Raw genomic sequence first — 14,549 nt, forward strand, 5'->3', positions numbered from 1 at the left:
ACGACCTCGCGGGCCGACCGCCGGTGCCGGCGTGATCCGCAACGAGCTGCGGCTCCTCCGCCACGATCCGGTGCCCGCGGCGGTGCTCGTCGGCATGCCGCTCGTGCTGATGACGCTGCTGAGCGACGCGATGCGGTCCACGCTCGCCGCCGGCGGTCACGCGGGCGCGCCCGGCTCGGCCCAGACGGTGCCGGGCATGGCGTGCGTGTTCGCGTCCTTCGCGATCGCGGTCGTCGGCTTCGCGATCTTCCGCGAGCACGGCTGGCGTACCTGGCCACGGCTGCGCGCCGCCGGGCTGTCGGGGCGCCGGCTGGTCGGCGGCAAGCTGGCCGTTCCCGCGCTGCTGGTCGCTGCCCAGCACGTCGTGCTGTTCGGCTTCGGGGTGCTGTTCCTCGACCTGGAGGTGCGCGGGTCCTGGCCGGCGGTCGTGCTGATCGCGGCGCTGTTCGCCGCGCTGGTGCTCGTCGCGGGGTTGGCGGCCGCCGCGGCGCTGTCGACGATCCAGCAGGTCAACGCCGTCACGAACCTCGGCGCGATGGCGCTGGGCGGGCTGGGCGGCGGTTTCGTGCCCGTCGACTCGCTGCCGGACTGGGTCCAGCCGATCGCGCCCGTCTCCCCCGTGTACTGGGCGATGCAGGGCTACGAGACCGCGATCCTCGATGGCGGCGGCGTCGGCGACGTGCTCGGCCCGCTGGCCGTGCTCGCCGCGTTCACCGCCGCCTTCGCGGGGATCGCGCTGTGGCGGTTCCGCCTGGACGCGCCGAAGCGCACCTGGGGCTAAGGCAACTCGTCGCTCGAGGTGACGACGCCTTCCGTGCGGATCGTCTGCAGCCACGGCCGGTTCACGTCGCCGTCGCGGTAGTGGACCATCGCCAGCGGCCGACCCGTGTCGGGGTTGACGATCAGCTCGACGCCGACGCCTTCGTGGATCTGCGGGTCCCCGTCCGCGGCGACGGCCTTGCCGGGCCGGCCGAGCGGATCGGTGACGTCGCCGACGAGCTTCATCCCGGGCAACCCGGAGAGGAACGCGAACACGGCGCGGAGGGTCTCGGGCGGCGTGCCGCGCGGGTCGACGATCATCTGCGAGGCGGCGAGCACGTAGTCGCGCGTGGTCGGCTCGTGCCGCGGGGCGCCGGGCGGGGTCGGCACCTGCGCGCGCAGGTACGCCTCCAGGTCCTTCGGATCGGTCGGCCAGCGCGGGTGCGCGGGAGCGGTCGACGGCACCGGCTCCGGGCCGCCGAGCGGCTTGTCGCGGACGACCTTGCCGTCGTTGAGGGTCTGCTCGCGGCCGGCCCCGTTCGCGTCGGCCCAGTAGCGCAGGTCGAGCGCGTCCGCCGGATCCTTCGCCTCGCGCTGGACGACGCGGACGGCGTAGTACTCGCCGGGAGCGAGCGTCGGCAGCGGCTGGGGATCGAACCCGCGGAGCGTGGTGGCGGCCGTGGCCTCGGCGAGCCGGGTGGGTCCGTGGCCGGGCGCGAACGCGACGACGGCGGCCGCCGCCGCGGCAACGGCGAATCCGAGCGCGGGCAGCCGGCGCGACCGCCGCGGCGGTGTGACGAGCAGGTCGTTGATGCGCTCGTGCGTCCGCGCGCGGGCGGCGGCGAGCTGCTCGTCGGTGAGGGTGTCGATCATCGGGCGCCTCCGAGGTGGGCGGTGAGCTGACGGCGCGCGCGATGGATGCGCGAGCGGACGGTGCCGACGGGGATGTCGAGCGCTTGGGCGACCTCCTCGTAAGCCAGGTCGCCCCAGACGTGGAGCAGGAACGCGTCGCGGTCGCGGCGCGCGAGGTCGGTGAGGCCCGCGAACAGGTGCGGGTCAAGCTCCTCGCGCACCTGCGCGGCGGGCGCGGGTGCGGCGAGCACCCGCTGGTAGAGCTCGAGCTGCCGGCGTTCCGCGCGGCGGTGGCCGGCGACGGCCCGCGTCGCGATGCCGAGCAGCCACGGGCGGGCGCTGTCGTAGCGGGCGTCGAACTTCGCGCGCTTGCGGAACGCGGTGACGAAGACCTCTTGGGCGAGGTCCTCGGCGGCGTCCGGGCCGACGCGGCGGGCGAGGAACGCCGCGACGGCATCGAAGTGCCGGTCCACCACCGCGTGGAAGCGCGGCGGCGGCCCGGCCAGGTCAGCCGCGTCCGATGACGCGGCCTGTGGTGGAAGTGTCACGGCCATCTACGCCCTATAGGCGCATTCTGGCCGCGAAAGTTCACGCCTTGCGCGTGACCTTCTTGGTCGCCTTCGCGATCGTCTTCTTCGTGCCCGCCTTCCAGTCGGCGCACCGCAGCGGCTCGCCGGCGCAGACGAAGCCCCAGGCGCCATGCGCCGAGGAGCCGCGCAGGAGCCAGGTGCCGTCCGCGCGGCGCGCAACCGTGCGCTCGATCACGCCGCGTCCGATCGCCGACGCGTCGACCGTGATCGTGGCCTGCTGGGCGTCGTGCCGCTGCAGGAGCCGGACCTCGTCGGCGGCGTCGCCGACGATCGCGAGGCAGTCCTCGCCTTCGGGGATCTGCGTCCACGAGCAGTCGAACGCGTGCTGGCCGTCGAGCGCGACGCTGCCCGTGACCACGGGCGCGGCGACTGCGGGCGCGGCCGCGGTGGCGAACAGCAGGGCGGTGGTGATGAGGAGCTTCTTCATGCCCTCGAGTCGGTGCGGGCAGCCCCAGCGTGACGCGGAAAAAGACGTGTCACGATTGCCGCCCGGCGCACGACTCACCACGATGACCGACCTCTTCTCCCCCCACCGCGACGCGGTCGTGCGCTCGCTCGAGCGGCGCTTCGGGAACCGCGAGCTGGCCGAGGACGCGGTCCAGGACGCGCTCGCCGCGGCCCTGGCGAGTGACGAGGCGCCCGCGAACCCGAAGGCGTGGCTGCACGTCGTCGCGCACCGCCGTGCCGTCGACGCGCTGCGCGGGACGCGGGAGGCACCGCACGCCGAGCCGCCCGAGCTGGGCACGGCCTGCGACGCGGCCGAGGTCGTCGTCATGCGCGAGCGGGTGCGCAGCGTGCTCGGCGCGCTGCACGCGATCCCCCGCCGCCAGCGCGACGCGCTCCTGCTGCGCACGCTCGAGGACCGCTCCTACGAGGAGATCGGCGCGCGGCTGGAGGTCGAGCCCGAGAACGCGAAGCAGCTCGTGTCGCGGGCCCGGCGCGGCCTGCGGCGCCGCGTGGCCGGTGCGCTGCCCGCGCCGTTCGTGGCCCGGCTCGCCGAGCTGCTGCAGGTCGCCACCGGGACGGCCGCCGGACGCACGTGCGCCGGGCTGTGCGTGGCGGCGGGAGCGTTCGCGTCGCTGTCGGTGGAAGCGCCGGTGGTGCGGCAGATGGCGGTCGCGCCCGCGGCGACCGCCGAGCCGACCGCCACGCCGACGCCGACCGCGCGGCCGAAGCCGCGGCGCGAGCGGCCGCAGCCCCGGCGCACGCCGGCTCCGACCGCGACGCCGGTCCGGACCGCGGTCGCGACCCCGGTCGCCACGCCGGTGCGGACCGCCACCCCGACGCCGACACCGACGCCGTCGCGCAAGGACGCCATCGTCGCCCCGCGCACGCTGCCGACGCCCACGCCGACCCCGGCCGGCTACGCCGCGCAGATCCGCAAGCTCAAGCGCTGCCCGCGCACGCAGGAGGCGTTGCAGGCGTGCGGCGCCGAGTTCCGCGCCTGGTCGATCGAGCAGAGCAAGCGCCTCGACGCCCCTAAGGCCGACCGCACCTATTCCAGAGGCGGCAGCAACAACGCGAGCTGACGCGACTGCGCGACCAGCGTGCCGCCGCGGGTCCAGAGCTCGCCGTCCTCCTCGAAGTAGCCGTCACGCGCGAGCTTGGCGGTGAAGCGCGCGAGCAGCGGACCCGCCACCGGGAGCGGCGCGCGGACGTGCACGGTGAGGTCGATCGTCGGCGCGGGATGCAGCGCGGTCAGGCGCGGCCAGATCGCGGGGAACCAGCCGTCGGCCAGCACGCACAGCGCAGGACCGTCGATCTCGCGCCCGTCGCGGAAGCCGATCCAGCCGCCGACCTGGGTGCGGTCCGACCCGCTCAGCGGCTCGTCGCCGAAGCGCGGCTGCATGTCCATCCGGTGCGTGAAGGGTGGCGCGCCCGGCAGCGGATCGGACTGCGCCGCCGGCGGCGCGACGTCCGGCATCGGCACCTCGCCCACGCTCGGCGCGTCGTACGGGCCGGCGAACGCGCCGAGGCCCAGCGCGACCGGCTTGCCGTCCTGCTCGAGCCGGCCCGTCACCGTGGTCAGCGAACGGCCCTGGCGCTCGACGGTGGCGCTCGCGGTGACCGGGCCGACCGCGGGCGGGCGGAGGAAGTGCACGGTCAGCGAGCGGGGCTGACGGCCGGCCGCGCGTTCCATCGCCCGCGCCAGGATCGACATCACGTAGCCGCCGTGCGGGCCGCGCGGCGTCTCCCAGCCGGGCTCGATCTCGTCGAAGCTCATCGGCGCGCACTATGCCGATACGCTCGGCGCGATGACGCACGACGTGGAGTTGCCGATCACCACCGCCCTCGAGCTGCCCGGGTACGTCGTCCGCGAGAACCTCGGGGTCACGTTCGGCCTCGTGGTGCGGAGCATGGGCTTCAACCGCAACTTCGTGGCGGGCTGGAAGTCGCTGCGCCAGGGCGAGGTCACCGAGTTCACGGACCTACTGGAGGACGCGCGCCGGCACGCGGTCGACCGGCTGGTCGCCAACGCGAAGCTGCTGGGCGCGACCGGGATCGTGGCGATGCGCTTCGACTCCTCCGAGATGGGCAACCAGCTCACGGAAGTCGTGGCGTACGGCACCGCGGTCGTGGTCGAGCGTGCCGACGCCTGAGCAGGAGCATGTCGCCACGGCGCTCGGCCGCCACTACGCCGCCGACCGCATCGACGCCGACGAGCTGGACCGGCGGCTGGACCTGACGTTCGGCGCGTCCCTGGCCGACGCGCTCGCGGGGCTCCCGCCGCTGGGGCCGGCGGAGGCGCCGCGCCGGCGGCGCTGGGGCCGACGGCACGGCGAGGCCGACGTGGCGCAGCCGACCTGGGTGCCGACGAAGGAGCGGTTCATCGACCCGGGCTCGCAGCGGGTCATGCGCGTATGGGTCGATCCCGCCGACCACCGGCGCCACTACGTTCCCGAGAGCTAGTCGAGCAGCACGACCGCGATGGCCGCGTCGCCGTCGTGGCTGAGCGAGAGGCTCGTGGTGCACGGGCCCACCGCCTGGGCGACGTGGCCGTGCAGGACGAGCCGGGGACGGCCGTAGCCGTCGTCGACGACCTCGATCTCACGCAGGTCGACGCTGCCGAGCAGCGGTGGCTGGTGCAGGCGCGCACCCGACCACGCCTTCACGAACGCCTCCTTGGCGGCGAAGCGCGCCGCGAGGCGATGCGGCGCACGGACCTTCTGCTCGCGCGGCGTGAACGTGTGGTCGACGAAGCCCGACGCGGTGTCCTCGAGCTGGTGGGCGAAGCCCGGGACGTGGACGAGGTCGACGCCGACGGTCATCGGTCGAGGAGGAGCCGCGCCTCGGCTTCGCGGTCCAGCGCGCGCGGGCGCCGGACCTGCGGGACCGTGCCCAGGCGCAGCTCCAGGCGCCGGCGGACGCCCTCCGCGCGGCGGTGCGCGGCGCGCCGCAGGTAGTCCTCGCGCTGCGCGTGCGGGATCGCGGCGTGGAACGTGTCCGGGTGCGCGACGGCGAGGATCGCGGACACGTGGCCGAAGCCGAGGCTGGCGATCAGCGCCGCGCGCAGGGGCTCGGCGAGCGTGAGGGCGCGGTCGCCGAGCGCGAGGTGGCGGTAGTCGCGCAGCAGCGGGTCGACGCTCTCCAGGTTGCGGTTGCCCGGGACGCGGCCGGTCTCGAGCATGCGCAGGACACCGTCGAGCTGCCAGGCCGCCGCGCCGCCCTTCGCGTGGCCGGTGACCGTCTTCTGCGAGACGACGAGCAGTGGGTTGCCGGGCGTGCGCTGGAGCTGCGTCTGCAGCCGGTCGTGGAGGTCGGCCTCGTTCGGGTCGTTCATCTCGGTCGAGGTGTCGTGCTTGGAGACGACGCCGAGGTCGTCGGCGGTCAGGCCGTGGCGCGCGAGCGCTTCGCCGAGCGGCCGGGCCGCGGCGAGCGCGCCGAGGCCGGGCGCGGGGATGCTCGTGTGCAGGCCGTCGGCGAACGAGCCGGCGTAGGCGAGCACGCCGCGGACCGGGAGGCCGAGCGCGAGCGCCACGTCGCCGCGCACGACGAGCTGCGCGCCGCCGCCCTGGGCCTCGACGAAGCCCGCGCGCCGGGTGTCGTTCGCGCGCGACGCCTCGTGCGGGGCGAGGCCCATCGCTTCCAGATCCTCGGAGGACGCCGTCGCGCCCATGTCCGCGAAGCCGATCATGCCCTCGGGCGTGAGGTCGTCGAAGCCGCCGGCGAGGACCGCGAACGCCTTGCCGGCCGTGATCTTGTCGTAGGCGACCTCGAGCGACACGGCCGCCGTCGCGCACGCGCCGACCGGGTGGATCATGGGGCCGTAGGAGCCGAGGTAGGTCTGCACCGTGTGCGCGGCGACGACGTTGCCGAGCGACTCCTGGACGCGGTCGCTGAGGCGTTCGGCGTCGAGCAGGTGGTCGAGCAGCAGGCGGCGCAGCGAGGCCATCCCGCCCATGCCCGCGCCCTGCGTGTTCGCGACGTCGGCCGGGTGGACGTGGTCGAGCAGCTCCTCCGGGGTCAGGCCGGCGTCGTTGAACGCCTCCACTGTGGCGGCGAGGTTGACGAGCCCCATCCGGTCGGCGGTGGCGATCAGGTCGGTCGGGACGCCGTGGCGAGCGAGGTCGAGGCCTCTCGGGAGCTGGCCGGCGACCCGCCGGGTCTGCGCGACGATCCGCGGGACGCGGATCTGGCCGCTGAGCGTGACGAGGATGCGGTCGCCGTCGCGGCGGACGGCCGCGCCCGCGTAGGTGCGCGCCTCCTCCTCCGAGGCCGCCTCGAAGGTGATCGGCTGGTCGAGCGTGACCGGCGCGAGGACGGTGTGGCCGTCGGCGTCGATCGTGCCGTCGGACTCGAGCGCGCGCACGCCGACCCGGCGCGCCACCTCGTCGGCGTAACGCGCGGCGAGGTCCGCCTCGGGCACCTCCTCCTTGGTCGCCGTGTCGATCCAGCGACCGCGGTAGTGCTCGCGCTCGTAGCCGACGAGCCCGGTCAGCCACGCCAGCTCGGCGACGACGCCCGGCGAGTCGAGCTCGTCCAGCTCGAGCGCGAAGCGGCTGCGGCCCGTCCCGCCCGGGCCGAGCTCGCCCGTGCCGACGATCACGACCATGTCCGCGGGGTCGAGGTCATGCTGGGGCGCGGTGGCCGGCGTGTGCGGTCGGGTGCTCGTGCCCGGGCTGGGAAGCGCTTCGAGCACGTCCTCCCGGGGCGGCGGGGCGAGCGCGGTGCGGAGCGTGTGCACGCGGGCGGTGCGCGCGGAGCGGTCGCGCAGCTCGTCGGCGAGCGGCTGCAGCACGGCGCGCAGGTCGTCGATCTGCGCCATCCCGCCGGACACGTCGACCTCGCCCGCGTGGCCTGTCACGAGCAGCGCGGTCAGCAGCCACGCCATCTCGGCGGACGAGTACGTGCGCAGTCCCAGCCGCTCCTCGACGAGCGGGGCGAGCGCGTCGTTGCCCGCCATCAGGCTGGTGCCGCGCACCCAGCCGATCTTCGGCGCGATCAGCGTCGTGCCCGCGCCCCAGGGCTCCGAGCGTGCGCGCTCGAGCAGCACCTCGAGCGCGGCCTTCGTCTCGCCGTACGGCCCGTCGCCGCCGAACGCGCCGTGGTTCGGGCTGAGCGGCAGCAGGACCGCCGCCGGCGCGAGCGTGCCGATCAGCCGCTGCACACCCAGCAGCTGCAGGCGGATCGCGGTCTCGAAGCCGGCGCCCGCCTCGTCCGCGGTCCCGGAGGTGGGAAGCGCCGCGAACGGCACGAGGATCGTCGGCGTGAGCGGGTCGAGCCGCAGGTCGTCGCGCCCGCGCCGCCCGCCCCCGGGGTGCCGCAGCCACTCGCCCAGCGCGTCGATGTCCTGGAACGACGCGAGGTTCGCGGGCACGACGTGCAGCTCCGCGCCGGGCCCGGCGCTCGTTCGGTAGAGGTCGCGGTAGAAGCGCCGCCGCTCGGGCGTGTCCGTCGACGTCGTGACGACCACGCGCGCGCCGCCGCGCAACAGCCGCTTCGTCAGCTCCGCCGCGATCGACCCGGGCGCGGCGCCGGTCACGAGCGCCGTCTCGCCCCGCAGGTCCGGCGACACCTTCAACGACACCGCGAGCTCCGCGACGAGCGCCTCGGGCACGTCACGCAGCATCTGGAGCAGCCGCTCCTCGTCCGGCTCGGCTCCGACGACCGGCACACCGGCCTCGTCGAACGAGACGGTCGGCCGCTCCCCACGCAGGGGCAGCGCCGGCCACGACACTCCCGACCGCTCCAGACGGGCGAATTCAGCAGCGATCTCCAACCGGCCCTGCTCGGCGGCGCGCCAGCTCAGCCAGCGTGCCGTCTCGGCGACCTGCCGCACGTCGCGGTGGGCGACGAGGCGGTCGATCTCCGTCCGCAGACCGGTCGTGGACAGGCGGTCGGCGAGCGCGTCGTGGTAGACGCCGACGAGGTCCCAGCGCGCGCTCGCCCACGCGGAGGCGAAGCGGACGTGGCGGCGGGCGTCGAAGCGCGGCGCGATCTCCGCGGCCCGGCCGGCGCCGAGCTCGGCGTCGAGGAGTGCGAGGCGGTCGGCGTCGGGGTCGGGGTCGGCGAGCGGCTCGCCGGCCGGCGCGAACGGGCGGCCGAGCGCGTGCGCGAGCGTGCGCGCGGAGTCGAGCAACGCGTCCTCCAGCGCCGGGTCGGCGACGGGGACCGGCGCGGCGATCGCTTCGGCGGCAGCGGCCCGCGCGAGCGGGATGCCCAGGTCGGCGGCGGTTAGGTCGCGCGCCCGGTCGAGCACGTCGGCGCCGGGAGTGAGCCGGGCGAGATCGCCGCCGCGTGCCGACGGACCGGGTCGCGTGTCGAGCGCGACCCGCGCGAAGACGTGCTCCGTCAGGCCGGGTGGCAGGCCGAGGTCGCTGCGCGGGACGCCGGCGCGGGTCAGGCCGGTCGCGAGCGCGTCCTTCAGGTACGGGCCCGGGAACCGGTAGGCGGCGCCCTGCTCGCGCAGGCTCTTGATCAGCTCGCCGATCGTCTGGCGCTGGACGCCCTCGGCGCCCGAGAGCCCGAACTCGCGACCGAGGTCGATCAGCACCTGGTTGCGCCGCGAGGAGACGCCCTGGAACAGCTCGTCGAGCGTCTCAGCCGGGTCGAGCTGGTCGAGCCGCACCCGCGCTTGCAGCGCGAGCACGAACGCGAGCGCGTCGCCCGCGTCGACGGGACGATCCGCCGGCGAGCCCGTCTGGGCCGGGCTCGCCGCGACGGCGGACGGCGCCGCTCGCATGGACTCGGCGCGAGCGGACGCGTCCGCCCCGGCGGGCACCGCCGCCGGGGCGGGCGCCTCCGCTCGCTCCATCACCACGTCCCGGTCCTGCTCCGCGTGGAGCAGCTCGACGTCCGGCACGGTCCTACGCGCGAGCCCGGTCAGCACCGCGGCGTGCGCGGGACCCACCTCGAGGAAGCGCGCGACGCGCTCGGCCAGCGTCCGCTGGGTCTCGATCCAGCGGACCGGCGACGCCAGCTGCGTGGCGAGCAGCTCGACCACGTCGTCGCCGGCCGCGAACGGCCGCGCGAGGACGTTCGGCACCCAGCGGCCCGGCAGCACGGACGCGTCGATGCCCGCCCGCTCGACGTGCGGCCGGAACGCGTTAACCGCCCCGCGCAGCGCCGACGAGTGGAACGGCACGTCGATGCCGGGGACGATCCGGCCCACGCCGGCGAGCGCGTCCACCGTGCCGACGACCGCGTACTGGTCGGGCGCGTTGCGGTTGACGACCTCGATCCCGTCGCCGATCCCGGCGAGCGAGTCGACCACCGCGAGCCGGTAGGACGAGGCGCCGTCCGCGTCGCGCGGGACGTGCCGCTGCATCGCGAGCCCGCGTTCCCACACGAGCGTCAGCGCCGCTTCGAGCGACAGCGCGCCGAGCGCCACCAACGCGGCGAACTCGCCGACGCTGTGGCCCGCGGCGACGCGCGGCTCGCCGACCGCGCCCGCCTCCCGCAGCTCCGCGTGCTGCGCGGCGGCCAGCGCGACGAGCGCCGGCTGCGTGAACTCGGTCCGGAACAGCACGCCGTCGGGGTGCCGCGCGACGCGCCCGTCCGCGAGCCGCAGCTCGCGCGGGTTGGCCTCCACCACCTCGAGCAGCGAGAACCCGAGCGCCGCGCGCGTGTGGGCGTCCGCTCGCGCCCACACGCCCCGCGCGGCCCGCGAGCGCGCGCGACCGTCCCGGCCGAGCCCCACTCGCTGCGTCCCCTGCCCGGGGAACAAGAGCGCCGTGGGCGGCCCGTCGATCACGGCCTCGCCGACGGCGACGTCCGCCTCCCCCACCCGGACGCGCACCTGCACGACCCGCCGGCCGTCGACGACCGCGACCCGCGTCGCCTCGAAGTCCAGCGGCGCCCCGAGCGCGACCGGCGCCAGGAACGACACGCGCCACTCCCGCAGCCGGTCGGCGTCCCCGTCGCACAGCGCGTCCACCACGAACGCGGACGCCCGCGCCGCCGTCCACGCCCCGTGCACGATCGGCCGCCGGAGCCCGGCGAGCCGCGCCGCCAAGACCGACCGGTGCAGCGGATTGCGATCCCCGCCGACCGCTGCGAACGCGTCCATCGACGCCGGTGCCACGTCCTCGTCGGTGGCGAGCACGAGCGCCGGCCGCGCCTGCCGCTCGGGCCGCCCCGTGGCGAGCAGGTCGAGCACGGCCGCGACGGGGTTGACGGCGCCACCCGCGCCACCCGCGATCGTGCCGATCGTCTCGCCCGCCCGCACGACCGTGCCCTGCGCGGTCCAGCGCGGCTCGCCCTCGCGCGGCACGTCCAGCGTCGTCTCGGCGCGCACGTGCAGCACGTCGCCCGCAGCCAACTCGGCCCGGAGCGACAGCCAGGTCTGCTCGGCCAGGAAGTCGGCGTCGCCCGCCTCGCGGAGCGTCAGCTCGACGTCGTGCACGTCGTGGCGACGGAGCGCGAACGGCGTGGCGGCGGCGTCGCCGAGGATCGCGAGCTCCGCCTCGACCGTCGCGACGAGGCCGCGCGTGCACGCCACGCGGGCGCGGCAACGCAGCCGCGTCGGCGCGCCGACCGGATCGTCCAGCTCGACGAGCCAGGCCGAGGCGTCGCCGGTCTCGCCGGGCAGCGGCGGCCAGGCCGGGCCGGGCGTGATCGCGTGCGTCGCGTGGACGAGCTCGTGGAAGCGGGCGGCCAGCTCGGGCGTCGCGAGCAGCGCGCAGACCGCCGGCCAGGCGAGCGTCCAGGCCAGGTCGAGCGGCACGCCGTCGTGCGCGGCGCCGGTCGCCGCGCGGTAGGCGCGCGGCAGCGACTCGGGACACGTCCACGTCGCGCCCGGGTCCAGCGCCGACAGCGCGAAGGCCACGCGCGCCGCCTCGCCGCCGCGCTCGAACACCGCGCCGTCGCGCACGGCGTAGCGCAGCGACAGCGCGCCCGCCGTGATCAACACGTCCGCCGCGCCGGAGGGCTCGATCACGACGCTCTCGAACGGGGCGTCGGCGGGGCGGACGGTGATCACATCGCCGAGCTGGTCGATCGCGTCGCCGGGCGCGAGCAGCCGCCACAGCGGGTTCGGCCACGTCCGACCATCCGCGCCGACCACGCACTGGGCCGCCAGCAGCTCGCCGACCGCGCCGCCCGCGCGCAGCGACGCCAGGGGCTCCGGCGCCGGGCCGGGATCGGCCAGCCGCGGCCGGTCGACCGGCACGGAGGTCACGCGCGCGACCGCCGCCGCCTCGAAGCGCGCCAGCAGCTCGGCCACCGGCTCGTCGGCACGGGTGATCCCGGCGACCGCCTCGGGCCCCGGGATCACGAACACCGCGTCGGCGTCGAGCCGGTCGTCCTGCGCCTGCCAGAGGCCGTCGGCCATGTACCAGCGGCGCACCTCGCCGTCCAGCACCGGCACGAACGGCACCGGCTTGCCCGGCCGGTCGCACACCTCGAGGAAGAACTGCGCGTCGGCGGGATGCAGCAGCGTCGCGGCGGCCACCGCCTCGTCGACCACACGCGCGACCGGCCCGGCGTCGGCGTCGGCGAGCCGCGCGGCGAAGCGATCGACGAGCGCCTCGTACCGCGCGCGCCATGAGGGATGTCCCCACTCGCCGTCGTCGTAGCGCCGCCCGCGCCCGATCGCGCACAGCTCCCGGAAGCGGGCGAGCACCGCGCCGTAGGTCATCGTCGCCACGTCGCCGAAGTACGGCTTGGCCGTCCGCGCGAGCGCTCCGACGATCTCGTCGCGCCGCGCGGCCACCGCCGCCTCGTCGCCGGCCACGCGCTCCAGCAGGTGCCCCGCGCGCGACGCCGCGTTGTCGAGCAGGTGGATGTCCGCGTTCAGGTTCGAGCGGGCCGAGGTCACGCCGCCGTCGACGCCCCGCCGCGGCACCCATGCCTGCGAGCCGGACGCGGCCACCAGCGCGGCCTTGACCTGGGGCGACGCCGCCGCCTCCGCCACGGCCATTGCGGCGGTGCCGATCAGGACCGCGTCGACCGGCATCGCCGCCACGCCGTACCGCAGCGCCCACGTCCCGTGCAGCAGGTCGGCGGCCCGCTCCGGCGTCCCGATCCCGCCCCCGGCGCACACCAGCACGTTCGATCGCCGGCGCAGCTCGTGGTACGTGTCGAGCAGCAGCTCCTCGAGGTCCTCCCACGAGTGATGCCCGCCCGCGCGGCCGCCTTCGAGGTGCGCGGCGATCGTGTGGTGTGGCGCCGCGTCGGCGATCGCCAGCAGCCGCCGCACCTGGTCGGCGGTGCCCGGCTTGAACGCGTTCACGCGCATGCCCTCGGCGGCCAGCGCGTCCAGCAGCGCGATCGCCTCGTCGACGTCCGGGATGCCCGCCGACACGGTCAGCCCCGCGAACGGCGCGCCCGCCCGGCGCGCGCCCAGCAGCAGCGCGTCCTTCTCCACGTGCAGGTCCCACAGGTGCCGGTCGAGCAGGAGCGTGTTGAACACGACCTCGCGTCCGGGCTCCAGGAGCTCCGCCAGCTCCTCGACGCGCGTCGTGAACGTCCTCCGATCCGGCTGCCCGCCGCCCGCCAGCTCCGCCATGTAGCCGGCGTTCGCGGCCGCGGCGACGATCGGCGCGTCGACCGTCGTCGGCGTCATCCCGGCGAGGATCACCGGCGGCCGCCCCGTCGCCCGCGTGTACTTCGTGTCCAGGTGCCCGCGCACCACGCCCGGCGAGAACGCCGCGTACGTGACGTCCCGCCCAGCGGGAGCCGCGCCCGGCGCGCTCAGCACCCGCCGCCCCTCGGGCGACGCGAGCGCCAGCACCCGCACGCCGGTGCCGCGCAGGTTCTCGCCGGTCAGCCGCGCGACCGCCGTGCCCGGCCCGAAGTCCAGCACCCAATCCGCGCCGGAGGCCGCGATCTCCGCGCCCACCTCGTCCCAGCGCACCGGGTCGACGAACTGCGCCCGCGCGAGGTCCTCCCCCGCGCCGAGCAGCGGCGCCCACCGCTCGCCCACCGGCAGCGGCTCGAAGCGCGCCAGCGCGTCCGCGAGCGCCGGCGAGTGGAACGGCACGTCGACCGGCAGCGGCGTCCAGTCGAACGTCAGCGGCGCTCCACCGCGTTGCCCGGCCCGGCGCGCTTCGGCCTCGACCTCAGCTTGGGCAGAGAGCCGCGCACGCACGCGGTCCAGCGCGGCAGGCGGACCGGACAGCACGATCCGCGTCCGCGTGTTCACGAGCGCCGCCGTGACGTCGTCGTCCAGGAAGGGCCGCAGCCGCTCCAGCGTCAGCCCTTCGACCGCCGCCATCGGCGAGCGCCCGGTCGCGGCCGACGCCAGCTCCAGGCCCTGGATCGCCGCTGCGCGCAGGTGGCGGGCGAGCAGCGCGTCGTCGACGACGCCGCCGGGCGCCTCGGCCACGAGCGCCGCGGCGAGCAGCCCCTGGGAGTGGCCCGCGAAGCCGACGACCGACCCCAGCGCCGGTGCCAACGCGTCCGCGTGGACGACGCGCCACAGCAGCGCCTGCGCCAGCAGCGAGAGCGGATAGGCGATCGCCGCGCCCCGCAGGTACGGCAGCGGCGGCGCGCCGTCGGGGTCCAGGACCCAGGCCGCGACGTCCGTCCCGTGACGGTAGGCGCCGCTCGCAAGTCCGCGTGGAGACGCGGCCACCTCGCCCAGCACGTCGCTCGCGAGCTGCGCGCCCGCCAGCAGCTCCGGCCGCTGGGCGACCAGCGTCGCGAGCTCGTCCAGCACGTCGACGCCCTGACCGGCGAACGTCACGACCGCGCGTTGCTCGCCCGCCACAAGGCGAGCGGCCAGGCTGGACGCAGCGGCGCCCGCGGCGCGCGAAGATGTGTCAGGAGAGGCGAGCAGAGACATGTCAAGAATGCTTGCCAGAGATCGACAAGCGACTAGGCGACTCGTATCTAAGCGTAATCCGATCCTGAGCGTCGGATTTTGTTAGGGTCCCCTAAGAGCGCACCTCGCCCCGAGGGCGCCAA

The 14,549-nt window shown here is 76.0% G+C and carries 10 protein-coding genes; 4 read left to right on the forward strand and 6 right to left on the reverse strand.

The window, feature by feature from the left end; all coding sequences use genetic code 11:
* The first annotated feature begins 31 nt into the window (after positions 1 to 31).
* Entirely contained in the window at positions 32 to 781 is a 750-nt protein-coding gene (locus C8N24_RS30465; RefSeq protein ID WP_121257362.1) for an ABC transporter permease, read from the forward strand.
* Here the strand turns inward: C8N24_RS30465 and C8N24_RS30470 are convergent.
* The 3 genes from C8N24_RS30470 to C8N24_RS30480 are packed head-to-tail and all read right to left on the reverse strand — an operon-like array spanning position 778 to position 2,628.
* Positions 778 to 1,632, reverse strand: a complete 855-nt coding sequence (locus C8N24_RS30470) for a hypothetical protein (protein WP_121257364.1) — start codon at positions 1,630 to 1,632, stop codon at positions 778 to 780. The two genes, C8N24_RS30465 and C8N24_RS30470, sit on opposite strands and share 4 nt — an antisense overlap.
* Entirely contained in the window at positions 1,629 to 2,165 is a 537-nt protein-coding gene (locus C8N24_RS30475) for an RNA polymerase sigma factor (protein ID WP_121257367.1), read from the reverse strand. Before C8N24_RS30475 ends, C8N24_RS30470 begins: the two co-directional genes overlap by 4 nt.
* A 34-nt stretch (positions 2,166 to 2,199) precedes the next feature.
* A complete protein-coding gene (locus C8N24_RS30480) occupies positions 2,200 to 2,628 on the reverse strand; it encodes a hypothetical protein (RefSeq protein WP_147448060.1) in 429 nt (142 codons plus the stop codon).
* Positions 2,629 to 2,710: 82 nt separating this feature from the next.
* On the opposite strand from C8N24_RS30480, the gene C8N24_RS30485 reads away from it, so the two are divergent.
* Positions 2,711 to 3,730: an RNA polymerase sigma factor gene (locus C8N24_RS30485; RefSeq protein ID WP_170179529.1), complete on the forward strand. Its 1,020-nt coding sequence runs from the start codon at positions 2,711 to 2,713 to the stop codon at positions 3,728 to 3,730.
* Here C8N24_RS30485 and C8N24_RS30490 read toward each other — a convergent pair.
* Positions 3,697 to 4,425, reverse strand: coding sequence for a thioesterase family protein (locus C8N24_RS30490; protein ID WP_121257373.1), 729 nt, complete (start codon positions 4,423 to 4,425; stop codon positions 3,697 to 3,699). The two genes, C8N24_RS30485 and C8N24_RS30490, sit on opposite strands and share 34 nt — an antisense overlap.
* 31 nt (positions 4,426 to 4,456) lie before the next feature.
* Here C8N24_RS30490 and C8N24_RS30495 point away from each other — a divergent pair, with 31 nt between their 5' ends.
* Together C8N24_RS30495 and C8N24_RS30500 are read left to right on the forward strand one after the other, a co-directional pair.
* On the forward strand, positions 4,457 to 4,801 hold the full coding sequence (locus C8N24_RS30495) for a YbjQ family protein (protein WP_121257375.1): 345 nt from the start codon (positions 4,457 to 4,459) through the stop codon (positions 4,799 to 4,801).
* The gene (locus C8N24_RS30500; protein WP_121257377.1) at positions 4,788 to 5,111 is read left to right on the forward strand and encodes a DUF1707 domain-containing protein; all 324 of its coding nucleotides are present in this window, start codon (positions 4,788 to 4,790) and stop codon (positions 5,109 to 5,111) included. Before C8N24_RS30495 ends, C8N24_RS30500 begins: the two co-directional genes overlap by 14 nt.
* Here C8N24_RS30500 and acpS read toward each other — a convergent pair.
* Together acpS and C8N24_RS30510 are read right to left on the reverse strand one after the other, a co-directional pair.
* Positions 5,108 to 5,470 carry a holo-ACP synthase AcpS gene (gene acpS / locus C8N24_RS30505; protein ID WP_121257379.1) on the reverse strand — a complete coding sequence of 121 codons (363 nt, stop codon included), beginning with the start codon at positions 5,468 to 5,470 and terminating at the stop codon, positions 5,108 to 5,110. The genes C8N24_RS30500 and acpS overlap by 4 nt on opposite strands.
* Positions 5,467 to 14,427, reverse strand: coding sequence for a type I polyketide synthase (locus C8N24_RS30510; protein ID WP_147448062.1), 8,961 nt, complete (start codon positions 14,425 to 14,427; stop codon positions 5,467 to 5,469). Before C8N24_RS30510 ends, acpS begins: the two co-directional genes overlap by 4 nt.
* Positions 14,428 to 14,549: the final 122 nt, after the last annotated feature.

Origin of the sequence: Solirubrobacter pauli, from assembly GCF_003633755.1 — a bacterium.
In the GTDB taxonomy this organism is placed as follows: Bacteria; Actinomycetota; Thermoleophilia; order Solirubrobacterales; family Solirubrobacteraceae; genus Solirubrobacter; species Solirubrobacter pauli.

Excerpts from the sequence above, each read along its gene's own strand:
- C8N24_RS30485 (WP_170179529.1), top strand. The coding sequence starts at position 2,711 with ATGACCGACCTCTTCTCCCCCCACCGCGACGCGGTCGTGCGCTCGCTC.
- C8N24_RS30495 (WP_121257375.1), top strand. The coding sequence starts at position 4,457 with ATGACGCACGACGTGGAGTTGCCGATCACCACCGCCCTCGAGCTGCCC.
- C8N24_RS30480 (WP_147448060.1), bottom strand. The coding sequence starts at position 2,628 with ATGAAGAAGCTCCTCATCACCACCGCCCTGCTGTTCGCCACCGCGGCC.
- acpS (WP_121257379.1), bottom strand. The coding sequence starts at position 5,470 with ATGACCGTCGGCGTCGACCTCGTCCACGTCCCGGGCTTCGCCCACCAG.
- C8N24_RS30475 (WP_121257367.1), bottom strand. The coding sequence starts at position 2,165 with ATGGCCGTGACACTTCCACCACAGGCCGCGTCATCGGACGCGGCTGAC.
- C8N24_RS30470 (WP_121257364.1), bottom strand. The coding sequence starts at position 1,632 with ATGATCGACACCCTCACCGACGAGCAGCTCGCCGCCGCCCGCGCGCGG.
- C8N24_RS30510 (WP_147448062.1), bottom strand. The coding sequence starts at position 14,427 with ATGTCTCTGCTCGCCTCTCCTGACACATCTTCGCGCGCCGCGGGCGCC.
- C8N24_RS30490 (WP_121257373.1), bottom strand. The coding sequence starts at position 4,425 with ATGAGCTTCGACGAGATCGAGCCCGGCTGGGAGACGCCGCGCGGCCCG.